We start from the raw sequence: 26,068 nt of genomic DNA on the forward strand, positions 1-26,068 counted from the left end.
GCTTCCGGCGATTGCAGGGCAATACGCTCATGACTGACAAGGATAACACTCTTTGTGGCGAAGGCGAGGGCGAGCGGCCGGCAATACCGGCTTTTCATGTTAATTCGCCAAAAAGTGATGGCTGCTTAAAGCGCGTCGCGATCTTTCCGATTGCTCCTCGCGCTTTGTGCGACCTGCTTTAGTACAGGATGATTTTAGGCCCGCTCGGCCTAAAATCCGAATCCTGTTCTAAATTACATAGTTAGAGCATGATGGCTTAAGAAAACTGCACACGCTTTTCTGCTTCATGCTACAACTCCTAGTCTAGCCAGGCGGGAACGGAGTCGAGGCTGATCAGTTCGGCATAGGTTCTGCGCGGGCGAATCGTATGGAAATCGCTGCCTCTGACCAGAACTTCGGGCACCAGCAGCCGGCTGTTATATGTTCCGGCCTGGACCGCGCCATAAGCGCCGGCAGTGCTGACGGCAATCAGGTCGCCGGGTTTCGGCATCGCCATCTCGCGGTCGAGCGCCAGATAATCGCCGGTCTCGCAGACCGGGCCGACGACGTCGGCGCGGATGCGCGGGGCGTTCGCCGCCGAAATCGTCACCGGGCGGATCTCATGATAGGCCTCGTAGAGCGTCGGGCGGATGAGATCGTTCATCGCGCCGTCGACGATGACGAAGGTCTTTTCGCCGCCATCCTTCACATAGAGGACTTCGGTCACCAGGATACCGGCATTGCCGACGATCAGGCGGCCGGGCTCGGTGATGATCTTGCAGTTGAGGCCGCGCAGCTGGTTCTTGACGATGGCCGCATAGGCATCCGGCAGCGGCGGCGGATTGTTGTCGTCCTTATAGGGGATGCCGAGACCGCCGCCGATATCGACGTGGTGGATGGTATGGCCGTCGGCGCGCAGCGTCGCGACAAGATCGTGCAGCAGCTTGAAGGCGTCGTCGAAGGGCTGCAATTCGGTGATCTGGCTGCCGATATGCATGTCGATGCCGTTGACCTCGATGCCCGGCAGCTTGGCGGCATGGGCATAGATGGCGCGGGCACGCTCCCAGGAGATGCCGAATTTGTTTTCCTTCTTGCCGGTCGAAATCTTCGAATGAGTTTTTGCATCGACGTCAGGGTTGATCCGGAAGGAGACCGGCGCCTTCTTGCCCGCGCTGACAGCGCGTTGGTTGAGAATTTCGAGCTCAGGTTCGGATTCGACGTTGAAGCAGTAGATGCCTGCCTCGAGGGCGAAATCCATCTCCTGCGGCGTCTTGCCGACACCTGAAAACATGATTCGGCTGGCGGGAACGTCGGCGGCGAGCGCGCGGCGCAGTTCGCCCTCCGAGACGACATCGATACCGGCGCCGAGGCGGCCAAGTGTCTTCAGCACCGCCTGGTTCGAGTTCGCCTTCATCGCGTAACAAACCATCGAGTCCATGTCGGCGAAGGCCTCGGAAAAGACGCGGTAATGGCGCTCCAGCGTTGCGGTGGAATAAACATAAAAGGGTGTGCCGACCGCCTTGGCGATCTCGGGAACGGGGACGTTCTCGGCATGCAGGACGCCGTCTCGGTACTCGAAATGGTTCACGGGCTTGTGCCTTAAAGAAGGGGATCGAGAAGGAAGGGCTTGTCGACGGTTCCCGGCTTTTTCGTCGGCTTGGAAACGTCGCCTTCCTTGGTTGCCGCAGCACTCGGCGGATCGAGATCACCCTTGCGCCCGCATCCGGCAACGGCAAGGCCGATGACGGCGAGAACCGCCGTCAGGCGGACGAGGTGCGGCAAGCTCTTCTGCATGGATATCCTCTTCGGCGGCATTTGATGGCATCATTCATATCGAATGATGGAGATCTTCATAGCGAAGTTTATCCGCCTTGTGCACCCTGATTGTTGGACGGCCTTCTCGCGTATGCGGCAAGGCTGCGGCGGCTTTCGCCGCCTGGTATCCCTCAGTTGCGGGCACGCCAGAAGGCGATCTGCTTGCGTACTTCGGACGGCGCCGTGCCGCCGAAGCTCTTGCGGCTGGCGACCGAGGCCTCGACGGTCAACACGTCGTAGACCTTGTCGGTGATGTCGGGATGGATCGCTTGAAGATCTGCGAGCGGCAGTTCGGCAAGGTCGCAGCTTTTGCTTTCGGCAAGCCCCACAGCGCGGCCGGTGACGTGATGGGCATCGCGGAAGGGGAGGCCTGCTTCGCGCACCAGCCAGTCGGCAAGATCGGTCGCTGTCGAATAGCCGGAGCCGGCTGCGGCCTTCATGCGCGCGGTGTTGACCGTCATATCGCGCACCATGCCGGTCATGGCGGCGATTGCCAGCTCCAGGCTCTCGGCCGCGTCGAACACCTGTTCCTTGTCTTCCTGCATGTCCTTGGAATAGGCGAGCGGCAGGCCCTTCATGATCGTCAGCAGGGCCACCAGCGAGCCGTTGATGCGGCCGGTCTTGGCGCGCACCAGTTCGGCGGCATCGGGGTTCTTCTTCTGCGGCATGATCGAGGAGCCGGTCGAGAAGGCGTCGGAGAGACGGACGAAACCGAATTGCGGGGTCGACCAGATGACAATCTCTTCCGCCAGACGCGAAAGGTGCATGCCAGCGATTGCGGCGATCGACAGGAACTCGATGGCGAAGTCGCGGTCGGAGACCGTATCGATGGAGTTGCGGGTCGGCTCGCGGAAACCGAGCGCCTTGGCGGTCATGTGACGGTCGATCGGATAGCCGGTGCCGGCAAGGGCGGCGGCGCCGATCGGGCTTTCATCCAGATGCTCGATGGCGTGGCGGACGCGCGAGCGGTCGCGGCCGAACATTTCGACATAGGCCATGCAGTGATGGCCAAAGGTCACGGGCTGGGCGGTCTGCAGATGGGTGAAGCCCGGCATGACGCTTTCGGCATGTTCCTCGGCGCGGTCGAGGAAGGCGGCGATGAGGCCGGTCAGCATCTTCTCGGTCTTCTCAAGCTCTTCCTTCACCCAGAGGCGGAAGTCGAGCGCTACCTGATCGTTGCGCGAGCGGGCGGTGTGCAGCCGGCCGGCCGCCGGTCCGATCAGCGTCGCCAGGCGCGCCTCGACATTCATATGGATGTCTTCGAGCTGCCGCGAGAATTCGAAATTACCGGTTTCGATTTCTGACAGGATCGTGTTTAGCCCGTGAACGATCTTGTCCTTATCGTCGGCTGATATGATCCCCTGATGGGCGAGCATGGTCGCGTGGGCGATCGAACCGCGGATATCCTGCGCGAATAGCTTCTTGTCGAAACCGATCGAGGCATTTATCTCCTCCATAATCGCGTCCGGGCCGGAAGCGAAGCGCCCGCCCCACATCTGGTTGGAGGATTTGGTATCGGTTTTGCTCTCGGCCATGGAAGATGCCCGTCCTGGAGAATGAAATGACGACGAGAAAACCCTTCGGCCTGCCGTCCGTAAAATTGATCGCAATCGCCGCCGTTGCAGGCGTTGTTGCCGGTGCGGCAGCGGTATACGTGAAGGAGACGGGGATTGGCAATGGCATCGGCGATACCGCTTCAGCCGAATGCTCGCTGGCTAGGGATCGCGCTGCCAATCTGACGCCGCTGATGAAGGGGCAGGTCGCCGCCATGGTCGCCGCCAACCAACCGCGCAAGCTGACTGCGGTTACCTTCAACGGCCCCGACGGCACGGCGATGACGCTCGACCATTTTGCCGGCAAGACCGTGCTTCTCAATCTGTGGGCCACGTGGTGCGTGCCCTGCCGCGAGGAGATGCCGGCGCTGAACGCGCTGGAAAAGGGTATGGGAAGCGACAAGTTCCAGGTCGTGCCGGTCAATATCGATACCGGTGACGAGGAGAAGCCGAAGGCCTTCTTGAACGAGATCGGTGTCGATGCGCTGCAGCTTTACCGCGACAATACGATCGGCGTCTTCAATAGCCTGAAGAAGGAAGGCCTGGCTTTCGGTCTGCCGGTGACACTGCTGCTCGACGACAAGGGCTGCCTGATTTCGGCGATGAACGGCCCGGCTGCCTGGGACAGCGAAGATGCCAAGGCGCTGATCAAGGGCGCTATCGGTCCTAAAGCGGGTCGCGATCTTTCAGATTCGCTCGATGCGCTTTAGGTCTTTGTGTTTACGCATGTCAACCACTGCACACTTTTGCGCGACATGCCTTAAGGAGCCCGTCAGGAGTCTCCGTCTCCCTTGATGAGGAACACACCCGCAAGTCCGATGAGCACGCAGCATTGCAGCAGGAACATCGGTGTTTCAGGCGACATGGCGTTTCCTCCCGTTCACGGCAAGAAAGCATGTCGCGGGCGGCCGGTCCATTCGCCCTTTCGGGTAATATCTGCTTACCGCGTCGGGACCGGCACTTCACCGCGATAGTCATAGAAGCCGCGTCCGGACTTGCGTCCGAGCCAGCCGGCCTCGACATATTTCACCAGCAGCGGGCAGGGACGGTATTTCGAGTCCGCCAAGCCGTCGTGAAGCACCTGCATGATCGAAAGGCAGGTGTCGAGGCCGATGAAGTCGGCAAGCTGCAGCGGCCCCATCGGATGGTTGGCGCCGAGCTTCATCGCCGTATCGATGGCATCGACCGTTCCGACGCCTTCATAGAGCGTATAGATCGCTTCGTTGATCATGGGCAGCAGGATGCGGTTGACGATGAAGGCCGGGAAATCCTCGGCCACGGTGATGGTCTTTTCCAGCGTGCCGACGAATTCCTTGGCGGCCGAGAAGGTCTTCTCATCAGTCGCGATGCCGCGCACCAATTCGACCAGCTTCATCACCGGCACCGGGTTCATGAAATGTATGCCCATGAAACGTTCGGGGCGGTCGGTGGCGGCAGCGAGCCGGGTGATGGAAAGAGAAGATGTGTTGGTGGCAAGCAGCGCTTCCGGCTTCAGGACCGGACAGACCTGCGCATAGATCTTGCGCTTGACGCTCTCATCCTCGGTGGCGGCCTCGATGACGAGATCGGACGGGGCGAGATCGTTGACATCGGACGAGCCCGTGATGAGCGACAAGGTCGACTTGCGTTCCTCTTCGGTCATCTTGCCGTTGGTCACCAGGCGAGCAAGGTTGCCGTTGACGGTGGCAAGGCCGGATTCGATGCGATCCTGGGAGAGATCGTAGATGTGAACCCTGTAACCTGCGGCAGCCGAAACATGCGCGATGCCACAGCCCATCTGCCCGGCGCCGATAATACCAATATTCTTCAACACCGCATTCATCTCCAAACCCCCGCACGGCATTCGCCCCCGCGCTGCCGCATTTTTTAGCAATACTGCCGGACGAAGGATCGCCCGGCAGCAGTAGTAGCCCGATAAAAGATAATTTTCCAGTCATTCGCAAGTGCGAAGGAAAAGCATTTGACGCGTTTAAAGCGCGTGGCGAATCTTTCGATTCGCTTCTCGCGCTTTAGGTCTTCGCTTTACGCATGTCGTTGCGGCAAAAGCGCTTCGCGCTTTGCCTGGGAAAACCGCTTCACAGTTTTGTGCGGCACGCGCTTAGAGCGCCTTTTCCAATTCCGGCAGAGCCTCGAACAGATCGGCGACCAATCCATAGTCGGCGACCTGGAAGATCGGCGCCTCCTCGTCCTTGTTGATGGCGACGATGACCTTACTGTCCTTCATGCCGGCCAGGTGCTGGATGGCGCCTGAGATGCCGGCGGCGATATAAAGATCAGGCGCCACCACCTTGCCGGTCTGGCCGACCTGCCAGTCGTTCGGCGCATAACCGGCATCGACGGCAGCGCGGCTGGCGCCGACGGCAGCGCCGAGTTTGTCGGCAACGGGAAGGATGACCTCGCGGAACTTCTCGGCCGAGCCGAGGGCCCGGCCGCCGGAGATGATGATCTTCGCCGACGTCAGCTCCGGACGGTCGGAGGCCGACAGCGCATCCTTGACGAAACGCGACAGACCCGGGTCCGAAATCGCCGGGATTGCCTCGACAGAGGCAGAACCGCCTGTCTGGGCAGACGCGAAGGAGGCGGTGCGCACGGTAATCACCTTCTTCGCATCACTTGCCTGTACCGTCTGGATGGCATTGCCGGCATAGATCGGCCGCTTGAAGGTGTCGGATGAGATCACTTCGATGATTTCGGAAACCTGGGCAACGTCGAGCAGGGCGGCGACGCGCGGCAGCACGTTCTTGCCGGTCGAGGTGGCAGCCGAGATGATCGTGTCGTAGGAACCGGCCAGCGAAACGATCAGGTCGGAAAGCGGCTCGGCCAGATTGTTGGCGAGTTCGTCGCTTTCGGCCAGCAGCACTTTCGCCACACCGGCGAGTTTGGCCGCGGCATCGGCTGCAGCCTTGGCGCCCTTGCCGGCAACCAAAACATGAATGTCGGAGCCGATCTGGCTTGCCGCCGTCAGCGCCTTGGCGGTCTGGTCGGAAAGGCTTTGATTGTCGTGGTCGGCCAGAAGAAGAATGGTCATGATGGTGTTCTCTCTTTCCTGGCTTAAAGCACGCCGGCTTCGTTCTTCAGTCTGTCGACCAGTTCAGTGACCGACTTGACCTTGACGCCGGCCTTGCGGCCCGACGGCTCCTCGGTCTTCAGCACTTTCAGCCTCGGCGTGGTATCAACGCCGAAATCGGCCGGAGCCTTCTTGTCGAGCGGCTTCTTCTTCGCCTTCATGATATTCGGCAGCGAGGCATAACGCGGTTCGTTCAGCCGCAGATCCGAGGTGATGACCGCCGGCAGCTTGATCTCGATCGTCTGCAGGCCGCCATCGACTTCGCGGGTGACCTCAGCCTTGCCGTCTCCGATCTCGATCTTCGAGGCGAAGGTCGCCTGGGCCGAGCCGAGAAGCGCCGCCAGCATCTGGCCGGTCTGGTTCGAATCGTCGTCGATCGCCTGCTTGCCGACGATGACAAGACCCGGCTGCTCGGCATCGACGATGCCCTTGAGGATCTTGGCAACGGTGAGCGGCTCGACCGCATCGTCGGTCTCGACCAGGATCGCCCGATCGGCGCCCATGGCCAGCGCCGTCCTCAGCGTCTCCTCGGCCTTGGCAGGACCGATCGAGACGACCACCACTTCCTCGGCCTTGCCGGCTTCCTTCAGCCGCAGCGCCTCTTCCACCGAGATCTCGTCGAACGGGTTCATCGACATCTTCACATTGGCAAGCTCGACACCCGTGCCATCCGGCTTCACCCGGATCTTCACGTTGTAGTCGACAACCCGCTTGACGGGCACGAGAATCTTCATGGGGGGTCCTTCCTTCACGGGAAAACTGGCTTCAGCGAAAATGCACGCTCGCGCGCCGCTCCGATTGTCGAATGGCGACATGGATACGCGCTTTTCCTCCAAATACAACGCTTCCATGCCGCAGGTAGACGATTCGCCGGGCAGTATATGAACGTTTACGTTCACATCAATGTTGCTGTCAGCGTCGACCCCAGGGAAGGCGCTGGACTGTGCGCCCATCCGCGCCGGCGGCGATGGCGGGGTCGGCGCCAGGATCGCTTCTCACCGCGCGGGGCGTGACGATCTCCCGGTCGAACAGCGGTACGCCGGGCCGGCGCAACACCAGGATCAGGAGAGCGCCGGCAAGAATGCCGCCGACATGTGCGCCCCAGGAAACGTCGCCATCCGGTGCGATCGCCAGCATGAGGAACTGCTGGCCGATCCACAAAAGCAGCGGGATAAAGGCAGGCAGTGGCAGGGGCAGGCGGAAGAATACCAGCACCCAGACCTTGACGCGCGGATGCAGCATGACATAGGCGGCGACAACGCCGGAGATCGCTCCCGAGGCGCCGACCAGCGCTGCTTGCGAGGCCATGGCCAGCAGACCGTGGCAGAGCGCGCCGGCGGCCGCACAGACGACGTAGAAAATCAGGAAGCGCAGGTGCCCCATCGCGTCCTCGACATTGTCGCCAAAGACCCAGAGGAAAATCATGTTGGACGCCAGATGCCAGAAGCCGGAATGGACGAAGGCATAAGTGAGGTAGGTCAACGGTTCCGGCACGATTTCTAGCCCCTGCGCCAGCACCGCGTCGCCGAAGGCGATCGCCGGGATGTAGCCGAGCCCGACGGTCGTCGCCTGGGCGGCCTGCTCGCTCTCCAGGCTGGTCAAGAGCCAGACCGCGATATTGAGCGCGATCAGTCCGAGCGTCACCCACTGAACCTTGATATATTTCAGCGTATTGGCGTCGTGAAAAGGTATGAACATAAGGCCCCCCGGCAATCGCGATCGCGGCAAGCCTATCTGTTTTTTCCCGGAACCCAAAGGACATCCGCATGGCCGCGATCATTTGCATGACGCGCTGCGACGAAGAGGAAATCGGAGAGCCGATTGACATATTTCATCGCCGCTTCGCTGACGATTTCACCGTCGGTGCGGGCAAGCGCCACCATCAAACGTTCGGCGCGCCGCGCAATCGTCCGGGCAAGATGCAGATGTGCAGCTGCCGGGCTGCCGCCCGGCAGGATGAAGGATTTCAGCGGCTGCAGGCCGGCATTCAACTGGTCGATTTCGCGCTCCACGCGGTCGACCTGCGTCTCGACGATCCGCAGCGGTTCATAGGCCGGCGGCTCGCCGGTATCGGGTGTGGCGAGATCGGCGCCGAGATCGAAGAGATCGTTCTGGATCGACATCAGCATGGCGTCGAGTTCGGGCAGGCCTGATGTATGCAGCCGCGCCAGGCCGATCGCGGAATTCGCCTCGTCGATCGTGCCATAGGCCTCGACGCGGAGATCGTCCTTCGTCCGGCGCGGGCCGGAAACCAGCCCGGTGGTGCCGTCATCGCCGGTTTTGGTGTAGATCTTGTTGAGTTTTACCATGCCGCACCGCCTGATAGGGGGAGGGTTGTCGCAAGGCATGAGATCGGCGAGGCCAGCCCCTCATCCGGCTGCCGCCACCTTCTCCCCGTTTTTACGGGGAGAAGGCAATATGCGGCACTCTCTCCGCTCCTCACCCACGTCTGACGGGGCACGTCCCCTCTCCCCGTCAGAACGGGGAGAGGGTTAGGGTGAGGGGCAGCCATTGGTACGAGCCGGACAGCCGTGGGCTTGACCCGAGCATCCACGCCGCATTCACCAGCAGCTACGGGGATGGATCCTCGGGTCAAGCCCGAGGATGACGGAGAGCGGGGTTGGCCTTCTCGCCAAACCCGCCCCGGCATACTGACGCACATCGCGCCGGGGTGTTGCCTCAAGCCGCTTACCTCACCTCCCTCATTCCTGTGCTTGTCACAGGAATCCAGTGCGCCCAAGTCCTTGGGCGCGGAAGACTTTTTCAATGGCAGGCAGTGGTCATTCACCACGCGGACGCGCGGTGGCTGGATTCCTGTGACGAGCACAGGAATGAGGGAGGATGTGTTGGCGTTCATCATCAAAAAGCCCCTCCGACGGTTCCTCACGTCGGCCGCCCGCCGCCGGTCAGCCAGAGTGTCAGCATGATCAGGATGACGGCGATTGCCTGCAGCAGGACGCGAAGCTGCATCAGCTTGTTGGAACGGTTTGCGTCGCCGCCCTTCATCATGTTGAAGAGGCCGCGGATCAGGACGAGGGCGACGGCGCCCATGACGATGATCGCAAGGATATAGGTGACCGTGGACATGGCATTCAGCTTTCTCAGTCCGTCCAGCGCATCAGGCGGTAGAAGAGGTCTGCCGGAAGCAGCCGCTTCAGGAACATGCCCTGCTTAGCCGGTGTCGTTACAGGATAATGTGGCCTTGGATTTTTGGAGTTCAATGCGAGTTTCAATACGGAATAGACCGCTTCCGGACCAAGCTTATGGCGACTGACCGGCCCCGATCCGTCTAGTCTTGCAAGTTGCCTGACATAGTCGGCCGCGTGCGGTGAATTCTCAAGGTCGATATGCTCCTTGATCTTTGCGAGCGCATTGGCGGTGAAACGTGTGGCGATCGGTCCCGGCTCGATCAGGCTCACATGGATGCCGCTGCCCTGCAGCTCCATGCGAAGCGTGATGCTGAGGCCTTCGAGCGCGAATTTGGAAGCGGTGTAGGCGCCGCGATAGCGGTAGGGCACAACGCCGAGGATCGACGAGCACTGCACGATCCGCCCCTCCTGGCGTTTGCGCATCGCCGGGATGATCTGCCGCGTCAGTTCGTGCCAGCCGAAGAAATTCGCCTCGAACTGGGCGCGCAACGCGGCCGTCGAAAGATCCTCGACTGCGCCCGGCTGGCCGTAGGCGCCATTGTTGAAGAGTGCGTCGATGCGGGCGGCGCTGCGTTCCAGAACCGCCTCGACCAACTCCGAAATCGTCTCGGACCTGGCATAGTCCATCAGGAAGGCTTCAATGCCGTCTGCCTCCAGCCCCGGCAGATCTTCCGCTTTGCGCACCGTGGCAAAGACGCGCCAGCCATCGGCTTTCAGAGCCCGCGCGCAATGGGCGCCGATGCCGGACGAACATCCGGTCACGACGATGGTGCGCTCTCCCGCCATGGAATGATTCCTGTACAAAATGGGACTCGTTTCCCATATTCGGCCAGAGGATACAATTGGGAAAGCCGGAGACGGAATGCCGAAGGCGCTGCGCACGATCTACGACGTGGTCTACGACGCGATCTGTCATATGGTCGAGGACGACGGCTTTGCCATGGCGAGCCATGTGGCGCTGTCCAGCCTGCTTGCGGTTTTCCCCTTCCTGATCTTCGGCACGGCGCTTGCCAGCTTCCTCGGCGCCGATCAATTTTCCTCGACCGCGATCCACCTGATCTTCGACACGTGGCCCGAGGCGATCGCCAAGCCGCTCGCCGACCAGGTGCTGCAGGTGCTGACAATTCCGCGCGGCGGGCTGCTGACGATTTCGGTGTTGGCGGCCGCCTATTTCGCCTCGAACGGCGTCGAGGCGCTGCGCATCTCGCTCAACCGCGCCTACCGGGTGCAGGAAACGCGGCCGTGGTATTTCACCCGCCTCGCGAGCCTCGGCTACGTGCTGATCGCGGTCATCATCTTTGCGGCGATCAGCATCCTGCTGGTCGCCGTGCCGCTGGCGCTCGACTATGCCAGGAACTGGTTTCCGCTGTTTGCCGATACGCTCGACATCGTTTTCAGCTGGCGCATCTACGGCACGCTGTTGGTTCTGACTGTGGGATTGCTGGTCATGCATCTCTGGTTGCCGGCCGGCAAGCGACGAGTCTTCGACGTCATCCCCGGCGTGCTGCTGACCCTGCTCCTCTGGCTCGCCGGCGCGCTGATCTTTGCCTATTATCTGGCGACTTTCGCCAATTATACCGCAACCTATGCCGGCCTCGCCTCGGTCATGATCGTGCTGATCTTCCTCTACATGGTCGGCGTCATCTTCATCATCGGGGCGGAGATCAATGCGGCGCTGATCAAATTCCGCGTCTTCCGGATGTTCTCCCGCACGCTTTCGATCGTCGGCAGGGAGCGTGCCGAACGGGCATCAGAGCCCGACAAGGCGGCGAATATCGGCCCCTGACAGGCCGCGGGCGCGCAGTTCGCCAAGCCCGCTGTCGCCTTCGCTTTTCGAAAGCTTGCGGCCGGCCGCATCGAGAATGAGGCGGTGATGGTGATAGATCGGCTGCGGCAGGCCGAGCAGCACCTGCAGCAGCCGGTGCACCGATGTGGCGGGGAACAGGTCGAGCCCGCGCACCACATGGGTGACGCCCTGCAGCGCATCGTCGACCACCACCGAAAGATGATAGCTCGACGGGGCGTCGGAGCGCGACAGGATGACGTCGCCCCAGACGTCAGGCTCGGCGGCGATCTCGCCCGATCTGCCGTCGCCGGTTTCCGTCCAGAACAGCAGCTCGCCGATCAGGTCGAGGGCCTTGCGCATATCGAGCCGCCAGGCGTGTTTTTTTCCCGAGGCCAGCATCTCCCGCCATTCGTCTTCCGGGCGCTCGCGATCGGTTGCGGGATAGTGCGGGGTGCCGTCGGGATCGCGCGGCCAGGTTTTACCCGCCGCCTCATAGGCTGTGACGCGCGTCTTCACCTCGCCGCGCGTCAGGAAGGCCGGATAGACCAGGCCGCGCTCGATCAGCGCCTGCAGTGCCGCCTGATATTCGGGAAAATGGTCGGACTGGCGCCGCACCGGGCTTTCCCAGCCAATCCCCAACCAGTCGAGATCCTTGAGGATGCCGGCCTCGAACTCCGGCGTGCAGCGGGTCTGGTCGATATCCTCGATGCGAAGCAGCACGCGGCCATGCTCGGCCTCCGCCATGTCGTGGTTCAAGAGGGCCGAGAGGGCATGGCCGAGATGCAGCTCACCGTTGGGGCTCGGCGCAAAACGAAAGACAGGTTTTTGACGCTCGCTCGTGGTCATGCTTTCTTCTGCCATGGATTTAGGTTTCGAACCACTGCGAGGCGATGTGCAGATCATCCGCAACGAAGACGATGTCAGCCACGGGCTCGAAGCGCTGCTCCGTCTCGATCCACGCCTTGTGCCGATTGCGGTGGATGTAGGGGCTGTTCCGCTGCGGTTGCGCGAACCGGGCTTTGCCGGCCTTGCCCATATCATCGTCTCGCAAATGGTGTCGCGCGCCAGCGCCGAGGCGATCTGGCGGCGCATGCTGCCGGCGGACGGTCTCCTGACCGCCGAAGGCTATGCGCTGCTTCATGCCGAGGCCTGGCGCGAATTCGGCCTGTCACGCGCCAAGGCCGAGACCTTGTCGCGGATCGCCGAAGCCGTTGCCTCCGGCCGCCTCGATCTTTCCGGGCTCTGCCTGATACCGCCTGAAGAAGCGCTTGGCGAACTCACTGCGCTAAAGGGCGTCGGTCCGTGGACGGCGGAGGTCTATCTGATGTTCTGCGGCGGCCATGCCGATGTCTTTCCGGCCGGCGATGTCGCGCTGCAGAAAGCCGTCGGTGCGGCATTCGGTCTCGCGGCCCGGCCGGAAGCAAAGGCGCTGGCTGCCTTGGCGGAAGTCTGGTCGCCATGGCGCTCTGTGGCGGCACGGCTTTTCTGGGCCTATTACGCCACCAAAACGCGCCGCGACATGGTGCCGACAGGCTGATCGGCTACACTCTTCAAATTGCCTTTATCCTCTGAATTTATTGGACTTCACAATCCTGTAACAACCGGCCTAATATACAGGTGCAGATGCCGAATCGATCAGGAGAGTCCCTTGACGATTGCAGTCTCCCCACAGGCCCTGCCAGCGCTCGTCCTGAACGCTGACTTCCGGCCACTGAGTTATTATCCCTTGTCGCTATGGTCCTGGCAGGACGCGATCAAGGCGGTATTTCTCGACCGTGTGAACATCATCGCGGAATATGAGCATTCGGTTTCGTCGCCGAGTTTTTCGATGCGGCTTCCGAGTGTCGTGTGCCTCAAGACTTACGTTCAGCCGTCCCGCAATCCCGCTTTCACCCGGTTCAACGTCTTCCTGCGCGACCGGTTCGAATGCCAGTATTGCGGCGCCCACGACGATCTGACCTTCGACCACGTCATCCCGCGTGCGCATGGCGGCGAGACCACCTGGGAGAATGTCGTGGCAGCCTGTTCGCCCTGCAATCTGCGCAAGGGCAGCAAGCTTCCCAAACAGGCAAGTATGTTCCCGTCGCAGAAGCCCTATCAGCCGACGGTGCAGGATCTGCACAATAACGGCCGGCTGTTCCCGCCGAACTATCTGCACGATAGCTGGCTCGACTATCTCTACTGGGATACCGAATTGCAGCCGTGATCAAGCGGCCTTGCGAACGCCAACGAAGGCGAAGGCGGCGAGCAGGATTCCGGCAATCACATTCCAGCCCGCAAAAGACAGGCCGAGCACCCGAAGCGCCGCATCGGTGCAGGACGGGCCCTTGATCGTGTTGAGCTCGCCGAGCAGATCGCCGGCATTGGTCGTCATGCTGCTTGCCGTCGTCGAGCAGGTGGCCGGGCCGGCCCAGAAATGCCATTCGACGCCGGCGTGATAGACGCCCATGCCCGCCGTAACCAGCATCAGCATGCCGGCGGCGAGAATGAGCGCGCGGGTGATCCAGTTCGGCAGGCCGACGAGCTCGGAGATAGCGGCGAGGATGGCGATCGGGATGGCGTAATAATAGGGCTGGCGCTGCAGCAGGCAGAGTGCACAGGGAATGTAGCCGCCGATATACTGGAAACCGAGCGCCGTACCGACCGCGGCCGCCATGCCGATGGCGAGCAACATGGAATAGACAAAGCCGGGGCGGGCGAGCGGCGAGGAAGTGGCAGTCATGGCGGAACTCCGCGAAGTTGGCTTAGAGGCACGATGCCGAAAAACGCCAGCGGTTTTCGGACAACCTTATGCTCTAGTGAGCGAGATAGCGGTAGGCGAGGTATAACACGATCACGGCAGCGGCACCGAAGCCGACGATCTGGCCGAGGCGCTTTTCGATGAAGTCCCGGATCGGCTCGCCGTAGCGGCGCAGCAGCCAGGCGAGGAACAGGAAGCGCGCGCCGCGGGCAATGATCGCCGAAACAATGAAAAGGCCCAGATTGACGTGAATGACGCCGGACAGGATGGTGACGATCTTGATCGGCGGCAGATGCGCAAGCCCCGAGGTGACCAGCAGCAGCAGGATCGTCTCGTAGGTGACATAGGCCTTCATCTGTTCGAAGGCGTCGAGCTTGCCGTAGAATTCGAGAACCGGCCGCGCCACCGTCTCATAGGCGTAATAGCCGAGCGCCCAGCCGGCGATGCCGCCGAGCACGGAAGCGACGGTCGCGATCACCGCGTAGCGATAGGAGCGTTCCGGCTTGGAAAGCGCCATCGGCAGAAACAGCACATCGGCGGGTACGAGAAAGATGGAGCTTTCGACGAAGGCGATGACGGCGAGCCAGACTTCGGCCGATTTGCGTGAGGCCAGAGACATGGTCCAGTCGTAAAGTCTGCGGAGCATTCCGTTCCCTTCCTGTTGCAGTGCGAAAAGCTTTAGGGGCCGTGCGCGGCGCTGTAAATGCTCGCCCGTGTCCTTCGTGCCACCCTGTCCAAAAATTTTCGTGATGTGGGACATCGGCGCCTCTCCCAAGATTTCACGGGATGGCGAATCGGCGATTCTGCGGCAAGCTGTGTCAAAGCATGATGCCGAAGAGTGTGGGCGGCTTTCGGGCAGCTGATGTGGGGCGACGAAGAATGTTCAAAGTGATCGAAGGCGGCCGCGGGCAGGCCGTGCGAATGGTTGAGCGGTTCGAGGAGGGCGGCAAGACGAGCCGAGACGATGTGCGCCGCGAGGCGGCGCGGCGGCTGAGCGAAAGCGGCTATCATCTGTCGCGCATCCGGGAATTCGCGACCGGCGTGCCGATGCTGGCGTCGCTTAAATACCTGTCGCTGCAGATCGATTTTGCGGCCGAGAGCTTGTCGCGACTCGATCCGATCCCGGAGGATTTCCGCGCCGATGGCTATTGGCCGGCAGGCTGAGCAATCGCGCTATCGCCGAGAGATGCGCCCGTGTTGGGTCAGGAGAGATCCATCGATTTTTCCCAATGCTGACGCAGGTCGTTCATCTCCGTGCGTTTCTGGGCCATTTCGCTGACGGCGGCGCGCAGATTGGGATGACGCGCCATGAACATGTTGAAGTCGCGCCGCTCAAGCACCTCGAACTGGCAGAAGTCGACGGCGATGACGTCGGCGGTCCGCCGTCCGCCGGTCAGAAGCGCCATTTCACCGAAAAAGGCACCGGGCTCCAGGCGGATCGCGCCACTGGCGAGCCGTACTTCCACCGCTCCCGATGAGATAAAATACATGCCGTCGCCGCGATCGCCGCTGCGGATGACGCGCTCGCCCGGCGGCGCGGATTTCGCCTTGAAGAGCAGCAGCAGTTCCTCCTGGGCGTCTTCATCGACCTCAGAGAACAGCGGGAAAGTCTCGATCAGCTGCTGCATCTTCAGTTGATGCTCGCGTTCGCGTTCCTCGCCGAGCGCCCTGATCTTTTCCAGTTCTTTGCCGAGCGCCTTCTGCCTCTTCCTGCCGTAGCTCTCCCAAAGGGAGGGCCATTTCGAATGGATATATTTCTTCAGTCCGTCGGTCGCGAAGATTACGATCGGATTGAGCGTGATCGACAGGATTGCGGCGGCAAGGATCAGATCCTGGCCCTCATGCGGCAGCAGCCCGAGCGAGACGCCGAGGCCGGCGAGGATGAAGGAGAATTCGCCGATCTGGGCAAGGCCGCCGGCCAGGGTCAGCCCCAGGCCGATCGGATATCGCAGCATTACGACGATCGCGAAAGTGATGATGCCCTTACCGAGGATGACGAGGGCCAGCGCGCCGATCACCGCCAGCGGCTGGCGCACCAGGATCGACGGGTCGAAGAGCATGCCGACAGAAACGAAGAACAGCACGGAAAAGGCGTTCTGCAACGGCAGCGAGTCGGCCGCTGCCCTGTGGCTGAGCTGGGATTCGCTCATCACGACGCCGGCAAAAAAGGCGCCGAGCGCAAAGGAGACCCCGAAGATTGCCGCCGAGCCGAAGGCGATGCCAAGCGCGATCGCGAGTACCGTCAGCGTGAAGAGTTCACGTGAGCCGGTGCGGGCGATCATCGTCAACAGCCAGGGCACGATGCGCGGGCCGAGGAAGATCGCCATGGCGGCGAAGGCTGCCACCTTCAGCAGCGTCAGGCCGATCGTCAGCACCAGGGAAAGCTCGCCGAGGCCGTGGTTGGTCGTAGCGGCGGCGTTGCCGCCCAGGAGCTCTGCAAGGGCCGGCAGCAGCACCAACGCCAGCACCATCACCAGATCCTCGACGATCAGCCAGCCAACGGCGACGCGCCCGCTCGGCGCGTTGACGAGATTGCGCTCTTCCAGCGCCTTCAGCAGAACGACGGTGCTCGCCACCGACAGGCTGAGACCCAGGACGATGCCGGCGCCGAGGCTCCAACCCCAGAGTTTGCAAAGGCCGATGCCCATCAGGGTGGCGAGGATGATGCGCCCGATCGCGCCCGGTACGGCGATGCCCCGCACGGCCAGCAGGTCGGAGGCGGAAAAATGCAGGCCGACGCCGAACATCAGAAGGATGACGCCCATTTCGGCGAGCTGACCGGCAAGGGCGGTATCGGCAACGAAGCCCGGCGTGAACGGCCCCATCAGGATGCCGGCGAAGAGGTAGCCGACCAGCGGCGGCAGCCGAAGCCGGTCAGCGGCATAGCCCAGGATCGCCGCGAAGACGAAACTGACGGCGACCGTCGCGATGAGCCCTACTTCCTGATGCACGTCCGCCCCTTCCTGTGATAGCGGCGGCCACTCTGTACGAAGTGCAGGCGAAATTAAACAGTTGATTTCGGTGCACTGCTCTTGTTCGCGGTCTTGCCCGTGAGACATAGAACTCGTCTGCCGCACGGTGTGGCCTCCGGCGATGTTGGAACCACTTGTCTCTTTTCTCGTTGCTCTTTCATCAAGAAAGGAGAAACGACATGCGGAAGATCATCCTCAACTGTACTGTAGCGGCCCTTGCCGCCTGCTCGTTTGCAGCGCCTGCACTCGCCGACAGCGTCTATGTCCGGGAGCGTTCCTATGACGACGGCTACCGTCATGAGCGGGCAAGACCCGGCATCACCATCAGCGAGCGTGGCGTCACTTTCGGTGCGGTGCGCGAACGTGAACACCGCCGCCATCGCGATAATGGCTGCGAAACCAGAAGCGTTACCCGCCAGACCGACGACGGCGAAGTGACCAAAACGGTTCGGCGTTGCGATTGACCAGGAATAACCCGACGAAAGCGAAGCCCGGTTCCAATGAGCCGGGTTTTCGCCTTTCGTGGCGCGAATATCGCAATGCAGTGGTGAAACTCGTCCGTCGGTGTTATGAGCACGCCTTTGGTTCAAGCGCATTCCCAGCGCAAACACCGCCTGCACAGGATTTTCGAGTATGATTGAACTTACGCCGTCCCAGATTGCCGCACTGAAACTCGCCAGGGATGGAGACCTTTACCCTCAGCCAGCCAATAAATGGACGCATCAGAACGCGACGGTGACCTACGCTAAGACCGACCGCTGGAAAGAGCGGCCTCAGAAAATCAAATCGGTCACCGCCAAGACGCTTGGTGAGCTGAAGGAGCCTGGTTTTCTCGAGCGGCGCCACCTTGATGACGATGTCACGAAAGACGTCTACGGCATCACCATGGCCGGCAAGATGTGGTTGTTGAAGAATAAGTAGATTCACCTGGACGCCAATTCGTTGCGTGCTCCCGCGTCAGTTTGTTGATGCGGAGGTACGACCCGATCGTATTCGGGATGAACGATCGAACCGGTCCGCCTTCGTTCCTGACGGAACTGCGGCGCGACAGCCTACGCTCTGTGAGCTTCGGCTCGCCGAGCCGAAGCTCACAGAGCGTAGGCTGGTGCCCCATGCCGGAGTCGAACCAGCACTTCTTTCGAAACTCGATTTTGAGTCGAGCGCGTCTACCAATTCCGCCAATGGGGCAACGGATGTGAACGGGCGGCTGTCTAACATGTGAGCGCCCGCACGCGCAAGACGGGCAAGCGAACTTATCCCAACTGATCCGGTAGAGAGAGCCGGCCTCGTTTCGAGGCCGGATGTTTTCGATATCAATGGGCGGCGGCGGGTGCCGGGTTGGTCAAGCCGGACTTCTTCAGGGTGATAGCCAGGATCGACGCCAACAGGCAGAAGGCGCCGGCGATGAAGAAGGCGGGCAGGTAGCTCGAAAGCTCCGTGCGCGAGAGGCCGGCGCCATAGGCGGCGGTGGCGGCTCCCAGTTGATGGCCGGCGAAGACCCAGCCGAAGACCAGGCCGACCTTTTCGGGGCCGAAGCGATCGGCGGCAATCTTGACGGTCGGCGGCACGGTGGCGATCCAGTCTAGGCCGTAGAAGACGGCGAAGATGGAGAGGCCGTAAAAGCTGAAATCGCTGAACGGCAGGTAGAGCAGCGACAGGCCGCGAAAGCCGTAATAAAAGAACAGCAGCCAGCGATTGTCGAAGCGATCGGACAGCCAGCCGGAGCCGATGGTGCCGAAGAAATCGAAGATGCCCATGACCGCAAGCACACTGGCGGCGGCCACCGGCACGATGCCGAAATCACCGCAGAGCGTGACGAAGTGGGTCTGGATCAGGCCGTTGGTGCTGAGGCCGCAGATAAAAAAGGTGGCAAACAGAATCCAGAAAGTCGACGTCTTCGAGATTTCTCTGAGCACGGTGATCGGCGTCATCAGCGCGACGCCGAGAGAGGTGCTTGCCGGCGGCGGCGTTACCTGGGTTTCGCCGAGAGCGGGCAGGTTCAGGTCGGCCGGGCGGTCACGCATGAAGGCGAGCACGGCAAGAGCTGCGACCATGATCATGGCGCAGACGAAAAACACCGTCGAGCGCCAGCCGTAACGCTGCGTCAGCTCCGCCATCAGCGGCAGGAAGACCAGCTGGCCGGTGGCCGAGCTTGCCGAGAGCATGCCGACGACGAGGCCGCGATGCTTGGTGAACCAGCGGGTCGAGACCGTTGCGGCGAGCACCATGGCCGTCAGACCGGTGCCGAAGCCGACGACAATGCCCCAGAGCAGCAGCAACTGCCACAGCGTGGTCATGAACAGCGAACCGATGAAACCGGCGCCGATCAGGGCGAGGGCGAAAACGATGACCTTGCGCACGCCGAAATAATTCATGAAGGCGGCGGCGAACGGGCCCATGAAGCCGAAAAGGATCAGGCGGATCGCAAGGGCTGAGGAAATCTGCGAGGTCTCCCAGCCGAACTCGTCCTGCAGCGGCTTGATGAGAACCCCAGGTGCGCCCATGGCGCCTGCTGTGACCAGCATGGTGAGGAAGGTTGCTGCAGCGACAACCCAGCCGTAGTGGATGTTGCGGCGGGCAAGGGAGGAGGCGAGGGCTGTAGAAACCATGGGCAAGATTCCGTTCGGATTCAGGGTCGAAAGTGACAGGCGTGATTTACATGATGTCCATCATATTTCTTGCGTATTGATGATGGACGTCATATATTTTGTCAAGCGACTATTTCTGGAGATGAAATATGCGGGTGAGCCGCGAGAAGTTTGCCGAAAACCGAGAGAAAATCCTGAGCGTTGCCGGCGTGCTTTTCCGCGAGAACGGTTTCGACGGGGTCGGCGTCGCCGACATCATGAAGGCGGCGGGGCTGACGCATGGCGGTTTCTACGGTCATTTCGGGTCGAAGGACGACCTGGCGCTCGAGGTCAGCCGCAAGCTGATCGACAAGGTCGAAACGCGCTGGAAGGAACATATCGCCAATGAGCCGGAGCGGCCGCTGGCGGCGCTTCTCGACCATTATATCCACTGGCGCACGGTCGACGATCCAGGCGGCAGTTGCGTCTTCGCGACCCTGACCCAGGAGGTGAGCCGCAGCCGGGGTACTGTCCGGGCCGTGTTCAGCGACGGGCTGTCGGTGCTCGTCGACACACTCGCCGATATCGTTCCCGGCGAGACCGCAGAGGAACGCCGCGCCAATGCGGCGACGACCCTGTCATCGATGATGGGGGCGGTCATTCTGGCCCGTGCGGTCGAGGACAGGGCGCTTGCCGAGCAGTTTCTGGTAACGATGCGCCGGCAACTCGATCCCGGCAGCGGGAGATAATTCAGTCAGAAAAGACCAGGTTTCGATCCCCCGCTCCGGACGGCGGTTATTTGAAGCCGGCGACGGCGTGCGGGATGTAGGGTGCTTCCAGTGCGGCGATTTCTTCGGCGGTCAGTTTGACGGAGAGTGAGGCAACGGCGTCGCTGAGGTGGTTCGGTTTGGAAGCGCCGATGATCGGGGCGGTCACGGCATTCTTCTGCAAGATCCAGGCGGTTGCGACCTGGGCGCGGGAGATGCCGCGGGCCTGGGCGATCTCGGCCACGGCCTCGACTATTCTGCGGTCAGCATCGATCGACTGCGTGTAGAGCGTCTTGCCGAATTCGTCGGTTTCGCTGCGTGCCGTCGCTTCGTCCCAGTCGCGGGTCAACCGGCCGCGGGCAAGCGGGCTCCAGGGAATGACGGCGATCTTCTGATCCTCGCAGAGCGGCAGCATTTCCCGCTCTTCCTCGCGGTAAAGCAGGTTAAGATGGTCCTGCATGCTGACGAATTCGGTCCAGCCGTTCAGCCTCGAGACGTAAAGCGCCTTGGCGAATTGCCAGGCATACATGGAGGAGGCGCCGATATAACGCGCCTTGCCGGCTTTGACGACATCGTGCAGCGCTTCCAGCGTTTCCTCGATCGGCGTCCCATAGTCGAAACGGTGGATCTGGTAGAGGTCGACATAATCGGTGCCGAGGCGGCGCAGGCTGTTGTCGATCTCATCGAAGATCGCCTTGCGCGACAGGCCGGCGCCGTTCGGCCCCGGCCGCATGCGGTTGAATACCTTGGTCGCCAGCACGATGTCCTCACGCTTGGCTAAATCTTTTATGGCGCGACCGACGATCTCCTCCGAGGAGCCGTTGGAATAGGTGTTGGCGGTGTCGAGGAAATTGATGCCGAGGCCGATCGCCTGCTTGATCATCGCCCGGCTTTCTTCCTCCCGCAGGCTCCAGGCATGGTTGCCGCGGCCAGGATCGCCGAAGGTCATGCAGCCCAGGCAGATTTTCGAGACTTCCAGACCGGTCTTGCCAAATTTTGCATATTCCATGAAACGGCTCCGTGATGAATTTGATGACCCAATCCGATGCCCCCAATTCGATGCCCCGAGGGGACGGCTTTCCATGATCTAGCGCGGAAACCGGCAAAGTCGCAGGGCTTACGACGAACAATCCGTTCTGCCAAGCGCACAACAATGCGTGATGGGCTTTGAAGCCAGCCTGTCATCGCCGCCTGGACCGGCCGCTTGCGCATTTGCAGTACAAGGTGTTAGCTGGTGCAGCATTCACCGGATTTCGCCTATGATACTGCCGTCCCATGATCGCTACGACGATCTCTATCGCGATTTCTCGTGGCGGATTCCCGAAGATTTCAACATCGGTCGCGCCGTTAGCGATGACTGGGCGGCAAGGGAGCCGGAGCGCGTCTGCCTCGAACATTTCAGCCCGGACGGCCATCACCGCACCCTGACCTACCGCGCGCTCGCCGACCGTTCCTCGGCCTTTGCAAATGCGCTGGTTTCGCTTGGCATCGAACGCGGCGATCGCGTCGCGCTGCTCTTGCCACAGTCTTTCGAGACCGTGATCGCGCATGTGGCGATCTACAAGACCCGAGCGATCGCGCTGCCGCTGGCGCTGCTCTTCGGCGTCGATGCGCTGGAATACCGACTGAAGGCGGCAGGCGTGGTGGCCGTCGTCACCAATGGCTTCGGTCTCGAACGCATCCGCCAGATCCGCGGTCGCCTGCCGACGCTGAAACATATCGTCAGCATCGACGGGGCGAGTGCCGATGCTGCCGCCTTCGGCGAACTGGTGGACCGCCACTCCCCCGTCTTCGACGGCCTCAAAACCAGTCCGGACGATCCGGCGCTGATGATTTTCACCTCAGGAACCACGGGGCCGCCGAAGGGTGCGCTGCATGGCCACCGGGTTCTGCCCGGCCATATCCCGGGCATGCAGTTCGCCCATGAGGGCTTTCCAAAAGTGGACGACAAGGTCTGGACGCCGTCCGACTGGGCCTGGGCGGGTGGGCTGCTCAACGCGCTGCTGCCGAGCCTGCTGCTCGGCGTCCCCGTCGTCTCGTCGCCGGCGCAGAAATTCGATGCCGACACGGCCTACCGGATCATGGCCGAGATGAGGGTGCGCAACGCCTTCATTCCGCCGACGGCATTGAGGCTGATGCGATCCGTGACCGATCCGCGCTCGAAATACGATCTGGTGCTGCGCACGATCGGCTCGGCTGGGGAGGCGCTCGGCCGCAAGACCTATGAATGGGCACAGCGCGCGCTCGGCATCACCGTCAACGAATTCTACGGCCAGACGGAGTGCAATTTCGTGCTCGCTTCGAGCGCTGCCCATGGCGTCACCAAGGCGGGTGCCATCGGACGGGCGGTGCCTGGGCATCGCGTTGCGATCGTCAGCGAAGCGGGTGACGCGTTGCCCGTCGGCGAACCCGGCCAGATCGCTATCGCCAGTCCCGATCCCGTGATGTTCCTCGGCTATTGGGACGATGCGGCGGCGACGACGCGAAAATTCGCCAAAGGCTGGATGCTCACCGGCGATATCGGCCGGCAGGATGCGGACGGCTACGTCACCTTCGAAGGCCGCGACGACGACGTCATCACCTCGTCGGGATACCGCATCGGCCCGGCCGAAATCGAGGATTGTCTGATCGGGCACCCCGCCGTGCAGCTTGCCGCCGCTGTCGGTAAACCCGATGCTGTGCGCACCGAAATCGTCAAGGCCTATATCGTTCTGTCACCAGGCCATCATCCCAGCGAGGCGCTGGCCGCCGAGATAAGAGAGTGGGTGAAGACGCGGCTCTCAATGCACGAATATCCGCGCGAGGTGGAATTCATCGATGCATTGCCGCTGACGACCACCGGCAAGGTAATCCGCCGGCTGCTGCGCGAAAGGGCAGCGATTGAAGGTTAGCCCCGGCCGGCGAGCGACATGATCTTCTCGCGCAGCATCTTCGCCATGTTGCGGGTGCTGCGATACATGTGGAGCTGGGCCGAAACCTGGCGCATGTCACGGTCGCCGTTCTGCGTCAGGCCGATCACCAGTGTCCCCATCTCCTCGCGCTCCTGCCAGAAGCGGCTCATGATCGGATGATCGGAGACGGCGCAGGAATCGGAGCGCACGATATTGGCGTCGTCGAGATGCCATTCGGTGAGTTCGCTCATCAACAACTTGCCCGGCGAATAGCGGGCATAGCTCTCGTCATAGGCGGTCTTCCAGGTATAAGCTTCGCCGCCCATCATCAAAACGACGATGGCGGCGATCGCCTTGCCGTTGAGATCGATCGTGTGAATACGCACGGCATCGACGGCGGCAAGGTTCGACACCGCCTCGCGGGCGAAGGCCGTATGATAGCGATCGGTGACGAGAGCGCTTCGCCGCTTGCCCTTCCAGCCGCCGGCTTCCATCGCCAGGAATTCCTCGAAACGGATGTGGATTTCGCGCGGCTGGCGGGCGACGGTATAAACCGCCGTCCCCTGTTCTTCCAGCAGACGCCATTGGCGGCGCATCTCGCGCATGTGCGAGGAAGAGATGGTGCGGCCAAGATAGGCCGGCGCCTCTTCGTCGCTCTGCAGCATCGGGCGCAAGTAGGGATTGGTGACGGTGACGGGGAGATTGCGGCTGAGCGCCACGGCCTTGATCATGCGCACGAAGAGGCCGTTCAGCCTGAGATCCGGAAGAACCAATATACCGGGCAGGTTGAGATCGCGCGCAGTCAGTCCCTCGAAGAGGTTGTCGAGGGTCTCGGCGGCATCCTCGCTGTCGACCAGCGGCGTGCCGAGTGGGCCGAAACTGTTCGACCAGCCGCGGATGATCGACGGGCCGACGGCAAAGCCCGGCTTGTCGATCGAAAACGGCATCAGAAACCGCATGCGGCTGCGGCCGGCATTATGGTCGCGGATCAGGGCAAAGTTTACCTGCCGGTCTTCGAGCCGCGGCATGGCGGGAGCAAGAAAGCGGCCGGAGAAGAAGACGTTCGGTTCCATCGCCCGGTGGGAGAGAAAGTCGAGCTCTTCCTGCAGTTCATAGCCGAGCTTGCCGGGATAGAGGCAGAGCTCGCGCCCCGGCCGGCCGATCTCGGCGCGCGCCTCGGCCCGCGGCGCTTCAAAATGCAGCGCGGCGAGATCATGCACCATGCGGTTGGCAGCGCTGTCGGTGCTTTCGGTAACGGGAGGAATACGCACCATCTATCGAACTCTCATTTCTGGCGTTGCGGCGGAGGGGCTGGCGAAGGCGAAGAGGACGATGCCGAGCGAGCGGCGCACGGCAAGATGCAGCAGGATTGCCTCGACCGCCATGGCCGAAGCCGTGGCGATCGCCGTGCCTTCGATGCCGTAATGCGGGATCAAAGCAAGGTTGAGGCCGACATTGGCCGTCAGCGCGCCGGCGTAGAGCGCGACGCAGAGGTTCTGCTTGCCGGCCATCATCAGCAGCGTTTCGGCCGGGCCGACCAAGGACTTGGCGAGGATGCCGGCAAGCAGGATCGCCATGACCAGATAACCCGAAGTGAAGGCGCCGCCGAAGAGCGACAGCAGAAGATGGCCGGCGGCGAGCACCGCAAGGCCGACGCCGAGTGCGGGCCAGAAGGTCCAGCGGGCGGCGTCGATGGCGGCAGCAGCCAACTGCGCATGGTCGCCTTCGGCGATGATCGAGGAAAAGCGCGGGCCGGAGGCGGCCTTGACCGAGAAATTGATGAAATGCACCAGCGCCATCGTCTTGGCGGCGGCGAAGTAGATGGCGACGTCGTGCGGCTCGAGGAAGATGCCGACGACGACGACATCGGAATTGGTGAGCAGGAAGCTCACGCCCTCGATCAGGAAAATCGGAAAGGCGACGCTGATCCAGGCAAGGAAATCGACCTTGTGCGGCCCTTTGTCATAGTGCCGGCGAAGGCGATAGAGCGTTGCGGCATACTGGCCGAGCGCGGTGACGAAGGTTGCGGCGAGTGCTGCCTGCATCGCGGTGACGGCCGTATGCTCGGCGCCGCTTGCAATGGCGATCAGCATGAAGAGGATGATGAGGATCGGCCGGACGATATAGACCGGGCCAAGCGCCATCACCGGCCAGTGGTTTGCCCGCGACGTGCCTTCGAGAATGTCGCCGAGCGCGATCATCGGCATGGCGAGCAGGCCGAGGAATATCGGGACGAGATAGTAGACCTGGATCATGTGGCCGAAGAAATGCAGCCCGAGCATGCCGGCGGCGAGCACCGCCGTGCCCGAAAGCAGCGCGAAGATGCGTGCCGTGCCGGTGAGGCCGCGGATTTCCTCGAAGGCGCCGGCTGCCCTGTATTGCGGCAGGAAGCGGATGATCGCCGTGTGGAAACCCAGGCATGAGAGATCGCCGAAGACGACGACCAGCACCCAGACGAAAACGAAGATGCCGTATTCATATTCGCCCATCAGCCGGGCAAGCACGATCTGGGAGACGAAGGCGAGAGCTGCGCTGAGGATGCGGATCGAAAAGGCCGTCAGCGCCATGCGCTGAGCGGCCGCCTTCTCACCCCGTTCGGTGAGCACGGCAGCAAGCATGCGCAGCGTGCGGCCGCCGATCGGGCGCAGACCCGCGGGCAGCATCTTCTCCGCTGTTTCTATGACCGCCATGATGAACACGCAAAACTCTGAAGGTCAGGCAAATCGTCCCGAAGTCTTGACAGAACAGGGTTAAGAAACGGTTCCGGATCGGGCTTGCTGCT

The 26,068-nt window shown here is 61.8% G+C and carries 27 protein-coding genes and 1 tRNA gene; 9 read left to right on the forward strand and 19 right to left on the reverse strand.

The annotated features are described in order from the left end of the window. Window positions 1-298: 298 nt before the first annotated feature. The 3 genes from lysA to argH all read right to left on the reverse strand — a co-directional run bounded on the left by lysA (window position 299) and on the right by argH (window position 3,329). On the reverse strand, window positions 299-1,567 hold the full coding sequence (lysA, locus tag RCCGE510_RS19330) for a diaminopimelate decarboxylase (RefSeq protein WP_007632714.1): 1,269 nt from the start codon (window positions 1,565-1,567) through the stop codon (window positions 299-301). A gap of 11 nt (window positions 1,568-1,578) precedes the next feature. Next, window positions 1,579-1,773, reverse strand: coding sequence for a lipoprotein (locus RCCGE510_RS19335; RefSeq protein WP_007632716.1), 195 nt, complete (start codon window positions 1,771-1,773; stop codon window positions 1,579-1,581). Window positions 1,774-1,925: 152 nt separating this feature from the next. Further along, window positions 1,926-3,329, reverse strand: coding sequence for an argininosuccinate lyase (argH, locus tag RCCGE510_RS19340; protein ID WP_007632717.1), 1,404 nt, complete (start codon window positions 3,327-3,329; stop codon window positions 1,926-1,928). A gap of 26 nt (window positions 3,330-3,355) precedes the next feature. On the opposite strand from argH, the gene RCCGE510_RS19345 reads away from it, so the two are divergent. After that, complete coding sequence (locus tag RCCGE510_RS19345; protein ID WP_007632719.1) at window positions 3,356-4,057, forward strand: TlpA disulfide reductase family protein; 702 nt, start codon at window positions 3,356-3,358, stop codon at window positions 4,055-4,057. Window positions 4,058-4,287: 230 nt separating this feature from the next. Here the strand turns inward: RCCGE510_RS19345 and RCCGE510_RS19350 are convergent, their stop codons facing one another. From RCCGE510_RS19350 to RCCGE510_RS19380, 7 genes are all read right to left on the reverse strand, one after another. After that, a complete protein-coding gene (locus RCCGE510_RS19350) occupies window positions 4,288-5,169 on the reverse strand; it encodes a 3-hydroxybutyryl-CoA dehydrogenase (RefSeq protein ID WP_007632721.1) in 882 nt (293 codons plus the stop codon). A gap of 276 nt (window positions 5,170-5,445) precedes the next feature. Next, entirely contained in the window at window positions 5,446-6,375 is a 930-nt protein-coding gene (locus tag RCCGE510_RS19355) for an electron transfer flavoprotein subunit alpha/FixB family protein (RefSeq protein WP_007632722.1), read from the reverse strand. A 23-nt stretch (window positions 6,376-6,398) separates the two neighbouring features. Then, window positions 6,399-7,148, reverse strand: a complete 750-nt coding sequence (locus RCCGE510_RS19360; protein ID WP_007632723.1) for an electron transfer flavoprotein subunit beta/FixA family protein — start codon at window positions 7,146-7,148, stop codon at window positions 6,399-6,401. 178 nt (window positions 7,149-7,326) lie between these two features. Continuing rightward, window positions 7,327-8,112, reverse strand: a complete 786-nt coding sequence (locus RCCGE510_RS19365; RefSeq protein WP_007632726.1) for a rhomboid family intramembrane serine protease — start codon at window positions 8,110-8,112, stop codon at window positions 7,327-7,329. A 32-nt stretch (window positions 8,113-8,144) separates the two neighbouring features. Then, window positions 8,145-8,723 (reverse strand): cob(I)yrinic acid a,c-diamide adenosyltransferase, encoded by a 579-nt coding sequence (locus RCCGE510_RS19370; RefSeq protein ID WP_007632728.1) that lies wholly within the window; start codon window positions 8,721-8,723, stop codon window positions 8,145-8,147. Window positions 8,724-9,297: 574 nt separating this feature from the next. Continuing rightward, a complete protein-coding gene (locus RCCGE510_RS19375) occupies window positions 9,298-9,501 on the reverse strand; it encodes a twin transmembrane helix small protein (RefSeq protein WP_007632729.1) in 204 nt (67 codons plus the stop codon). Window positions 9,502-9,515: 14 nt separating this feature from the next. Continuing rightward, a complete protein-coding gene (locus RCCGE510_RS19380; RefSeq protein ID WP_007632730.1) occupies window positions 9,516-10,349 on the reverse strand; it encodes an SDR family oxidoreductase in 834 nt (277 codons plus the stop codon). A 76-nt stretch (window positions 10,350-10,425) separates the two neighbouring features. Here RCCGE510_RS19380 and RCCGE510_RS19385 point away from each other — a divergent pair, with 76 nt between their 5' ends. After that, window positions 10,426-11,349 (forward strand): YihY/virulence factor BrkB family protein, encoded by a 924-nt coding sequence (locus RCCGE510_RS19385; protein WP_007632731.1) that lies wholly within the window; start codon window positions 10,426-10,428, stop codon window positions 11,347-11,349. Here RCCGE510_RS19385 and gluQRS read toward each other — a convergent pair. Further along, window positions 11,314-12,195, reverse strand: a complete 882-nt coding sequence (gene gluQRS / locus RCCGE510_RS19390) for a tRNA glutamyl-Q(34) synthetase GluQRS (RefSeq protein ID WP_007632732.1) — start codon at window positions 12,193-12,195, stop codon at window positions 11,314-11,316. The two genes, RCCGE510_RS19385 and gluQRS, sit on opposite strands and share 36 nt — an antisense overlap. On the opposite strand from gluQRS, the gene RCCGE510_RS19395 reads away from it, so the two are divergent. Together RCCGE510_RS19395 and RCCGE510_RS19400 are read left to right on the forward strand one after the other, a co-directional pair. Next, a complete protein-coding gene (locus RCCGE510_RS19395; RefSeq protein ID WP_007632737.1) occupies window positions 12,194-12,886 on the forward strand; it encodes a DNA-3-methyladenine glycosylase in 693 nt (230 codons plus the stop codon). The genes gluQRS and RCCGE510_RS19395 overlap by 2 nt on opposite strands. 111 nt (window positions 12,887-12,997) lie before the next feature. Next, a complete protein-coding gene (locus tag RCCGE510_RS19400; protein WP_007632738.1) occupies window positions 12,998-13,555 on the forward strand; it encodes an HNH endonuclease in 558 nt (185 codons plus the stop codon). On the opposite strand, the gene RCCGE510_RS19405 is transcribed toward RCCGE510_RS19400, so the two are convergent. Beyond that, a complete protein-coding gene (locus RCCGE510_RS19405) occupies window positions 13,556-14,071 on the reverse strand; it encodes a disulfide bond formation protein B (protein ID WP_007632739.1) in 516 nt (171 codons plus the stop codon). It lies immediately after the preceding gene. 73 nt (window positions 14,072-14,144) lie between these two features. Then, window positions 14,145-14,735 carry a YqaA family protein gene (locus RCCGE510_RS19410; RefSeq protein ID WP_007632740.1) on the reverse strand — a complete coding sequence of 197 codons (591 nt, stop codon included), beginning with the start codon at window positions 14,733-14,735 and terminating at the stop codon, window positions 14,145-14,147. A gap of 233 nt (window positions 14,736-14,968) precedes the next feature. Here RCCGE510_RS19410 and RCCGE510_RS19415 point away from each other — a divergent pair, with 233 nt between their 5' ends. After that, window positions 14,969-15,253 (forward strand): hypothetical protein, encoded by a 285-nt coding sequence (locus RCCGE510_RS19415; RefSeq protein WP_007632741.1) that lies wholly within the window; start codon window positions 14,969-14,971, stop codon window positions 15,251-15,253. Between the two features lie 38 nt (window positions 15,254-15,291). Here RCCGE510_RS19415 and RCCGE510_RS19420 read toward each other — a convergent pair whose 3' ends face one another. Continuing rightward, a complete protein-coding gene (locus RCCGE510_RS19420; protein WP_007632742.1) occupies window positions 15,292-17,040 on the reverse strand; it encodes a cation:proton antiporter in 1,749 nt (582 codons plus the stop codon). A 200-nt stretch (window positions 17,041-17,240) separates the two neighbouring features. On the opposite strand from RCCGE510_RS19420, the gene RCCGE510_RS19425 reads away from it, so the two are divergent. Both RCCGE510_RS19425 and RCCGE510_RS19430 read left to right on the forward strand, forming a co-directional pair. After that, window positions 17,241-17,525 (forward strand): hypothetical protein, encoded by a 285-nt coding sequence (locus RCCGE510_RS19425; RefSeq protein WP_007632743.1) that lies wholly within the window; start codon window positions 17,241-17,243, stop codon window positions 17,523-17,525. A gap of 169 nt (window positions 17,526-17,694) precedes the next feature. After that, entirely contained in the window at window positions 17,695-17,982 is a 288-nt protein-coding gene (locus tag RCCGE510_RS19430; protein WP_007632744.1) for a hypothetical protein, read from the forward strand. Between the two features lie 182 nt (window positions 17,983-18,164). On the opposite strand, the gene RCCGE510_RS19435 is transcribed toward RCCGE510_RS19430, so the two are convergent. Continuing rightward, window positions 18,165-18,249, reverse strand: a tRNA-Leu gene (locus tag RCCGE510_RS19435). A 125-nt stretch (window positions 18,250-18,374) separates the two neighbouring features. Then, window positions 18,375-19,670, reverse strand: coding sequence for an MFS transporter (locus tag RCCGE510_RS19440; protein ID WP_007632746.1), 1,296 nt, complete (start codon window positions 19,668-19,670; stop codon window positions 18,375-18,377). 128 nt (window positions 19,671-19,798) lie between these two features. Between RCCGE510_RS19440 and RCCGE510_RS19445 the strand changes: the two genes are divergently transcribed. Further along, window positions 19,799-20,377, forward strand: a complete 579-nt coding sequence (locus tag RCCGE510_RS19445; protein WP_007632748.1) for a TetR/AcrR family transcriptional regulator — start codon at window positions 19,799-19,801, stop codon at window positions 20,375-20,377. A 46-nt stretch (window positions 20,378-20,423) separates the two neighbouring features. On the opposite strand, the gene RCCGE510_RS19450 is transcribed toward RCCGE510_RS19445, so the two are convergent. After that, complete coding sequence (locus RCCGE510_RS19450; RefSeq protein ID WP_007632750.1) at window positions 20,424-21,404, reverse strand: aldo/keto reductase; 981 nt, start codon at window positions 21,402-21,404, stop codon at window positions 20,424-20,426. A gap of 250 nt (window positions 21,405-21,654) precedes the next feature. Here RCCGE510_RS19450 and RCCGE510_RS19455 point away from each other — a divergent pair, with 250 nt between their 5' ends. Then, on the forward strand, window positions 21,655-23,286 hold the full coding sequence (locus RCCGE510_RS19455; RefSeq protein WP_007632752.1) for an AMP-binding protein: 1,632 nt from the start codon (window positions 21,655-21,657) through the stop codon (window positions 23,284-23,286). Here RCCGE510_RS19455 and RCCGE510_RS19460 read toward each other — a convergent pair. Together RCCGE510_RS19460 and RCCGE510_RS19465 are read right to left on the reverse strand one after the other, a co-directional pair. Further along, the gene (locus RCCGE510_RS19460; RefSeq protein ID WP_007632753.1) at window positions 23,283-24,560 is read right to left on the reverse strand and encodes a GNAT family N-acetyltransferase; all 1,278 of its coding nucleotides are present in this window, start codon (window positions 24,558-24,560) and stop codon (window positions 23,283-23,285) included. The two genes, RCCGE510_RS19455 and RCCGE510_RS19460, sit on opposite strands and share 4 nt — an antisense overlap. After that, entirely contained in the window at window positions 24,561-25,976 is a 1,416-nt protein-coding gene (locus tag RCCGE510_RS19465) for an oligosaccharide flippase family protein (protein WP_037079260.1), read from the reverse strand. Window positions 25,977-26,068 lie beyond the last annotated feature (92 nt).

This window comes from Rhizobium sp. CCGE 510 (assembly GCF_000292525.1).
Classification (GTDB): Bacteria; Pseudomonadota; Alphaproteobacteria; order Rhizobiales; family Rhizobiaceae; genus Rhizobium.

Bases quoted from the DNA above. Each gene is read 5' to 3' on its own strand.
- RCCGE510_RS19455 (WP_007632752.1), top strand. From the start codon at position 21,655: ATGATACTGCCGTCCCATGATCGCTACGACGATCTCTATCGCGATTTC.
- RCCGE510_RS19335 (WP_007632716.1), bottom strand. From the start codon at position 1,773: ATGCAGAAGAGCTTGCCGCACCTCGTCCGCCTGACGGCGGTTCTCGCC.
- RCCGE510_RS19360 (WP_007632723.1), bottom strand. From the start codon at position 7,148: ATGAAGATTCTCGTGCCCGTCAAGCGGGTTGTCGACTACAACGTGAAG.
- RCCGE510_RS19450 (WP_007632750.1), bottom strand. From the start codon at position 21,404: ATGGAATATGCAAAATTTGGCAAGACCGGTCTGGAAGTCTCGAAAATC.
- RCCGE510_RS19440 (WP_007632746.1), bottom strand. From the start codon at position 19,670: ATGGTTTCTACAGCCCTCGCCTCCTCCCTTGCCCGCCGCAACATCCAC.
- gluQRS (WP_007632732.1), bottom strand. From the start codon at position 12,195: ATGACCACGAGCGAGCGTCAAAAACCTGTCTTTCGTTTTGCGCCGAGC.
- RCCGE510_RS19405 (WP_007632739.1), bottom strand. From the start codon at position 14,071: ATGACTGCCACTTCCTCGCCGCTCGCCCGCCCCGGCTTTGTCTATTCC.
- RCCGE510_RS19350 (WP_007632721.1), bottom strand. From the start codon at position 5,169: ATGAATGCGGTGTTGAAGAATATTGGTATTATCGGCGCCGGGCAGATG.
- RCCGE510_RS19445 (WP_007632748.1), top strand. From the start codon at position 19,799: ATGCGGGTGAGCCGCGAGAAGTTTGCCGAAAACCGAGAGAAAATCCTG.
- RCCGE510_RS19415 (WP_007632741.1), top strand. From the start codon at position 14,969: ATGTTCAAAGTGATCGAAGGCGGCCGCGGGCAGGCCGTGCGAATGGTT.
- RCCGE510_RS19425 (WP_007632743.1), top strand. From the start codon at position 17,241: ATGCGGAAGATCATCCTCAACTGTACTGTAGCGGCCCTTGCCGCCTGC.
- RCCGE510_RS19410 (WP_007632740.1), bottom strand. From the start codon at position 14,735: ATGCTCCGCAGACTTTACGACTGGACCATGTCTCTGGCCTCACGCAAA.
- argH (WP_007632717.1), bottom strand. From the start codon at position 3,329: ATGGCCGAGAGCAAAACCGATACCAAATCCTCCAACCAGATGTGGGGC.
- RCCGE510_RS19385 (WP_007632731.1), top strand. From the start codon at position 10,426: ATGCCGAAGGCGCTGCGCACGATCTACGACGTGGTCTACGACGCGATC.
- RCCGE510_RS19430 (WP_007632744.1), top strand. From the start codon at position 17,695: ATGATTGAACTTACGCCGTCCCAGATTGCCGCACTGAAACTCGCCAGG.
- RCCGE510_RS19345 (WP_007632719.1), top strand. From the start codon at position 3,356: ATGACGACGAGAAAACCCTTCGGCCTGCCGTCCGTAAAATTGATCGCA.
- RCCGE510_RS19465 (WP_037079260.1), bottom strand. From the start codon at position 25,976: ATGGCGGTCATAGAAACAGCGGAGAAGATGCTGCCCGCGGGTCTGCGC.
- RCCGE510_RS19370 (WP_007632728.1), bottom strand. From the start codon at position 8,723: ATGGTAAAACTCAACAAGATCTACACCAAAACCGGCGATGACGGCACC.
- RCCGE510_RS19460 (WP_007632753.1), bottom strand. From the start codon at position 24,560: ATGGTGCGTATTCCTCCCGTTACCGAAAGCACCGACAGCGCTGCCAAC.
- RCCGE510_RS19395 (WP_007632737.1), top strand. From the start codon at position 12,194: ATGCTTTCTTCTGCCATGGATTTAGGTTTCGAACCACTGCGAGGCGAT.
- RCCGE510_RS19355 (WP_007632722.1), bottom strand. From the start codon at position 6,375: ATGACCATTCTTCTTCTGGCCGACCACGACAATCAAAGCCTTTCCGAC.
- RCCGE510_RS19365 (WP_007632726.1), bottom strand. From the start codon at position 8,112: ATGTTCATACCTTTTCACGACGCCAATACGCTGAAATATATCAAGGTT.
- RCCGE510_RS19380 (WP_007632730.1), bottom strand. From the start codon at position 10,349: ATGGCGGGAGAGCGCACCATCGTCGTGACCGGATGTTCGTCCGGCATC.
- RCCGE510_RS19375 (WP_007632729.1), bottom strand. From the start codon at position 9,501: ATGTCCACGGTCACCTATATCCTTGCGATCATCGTCATGGGCGCCGTC.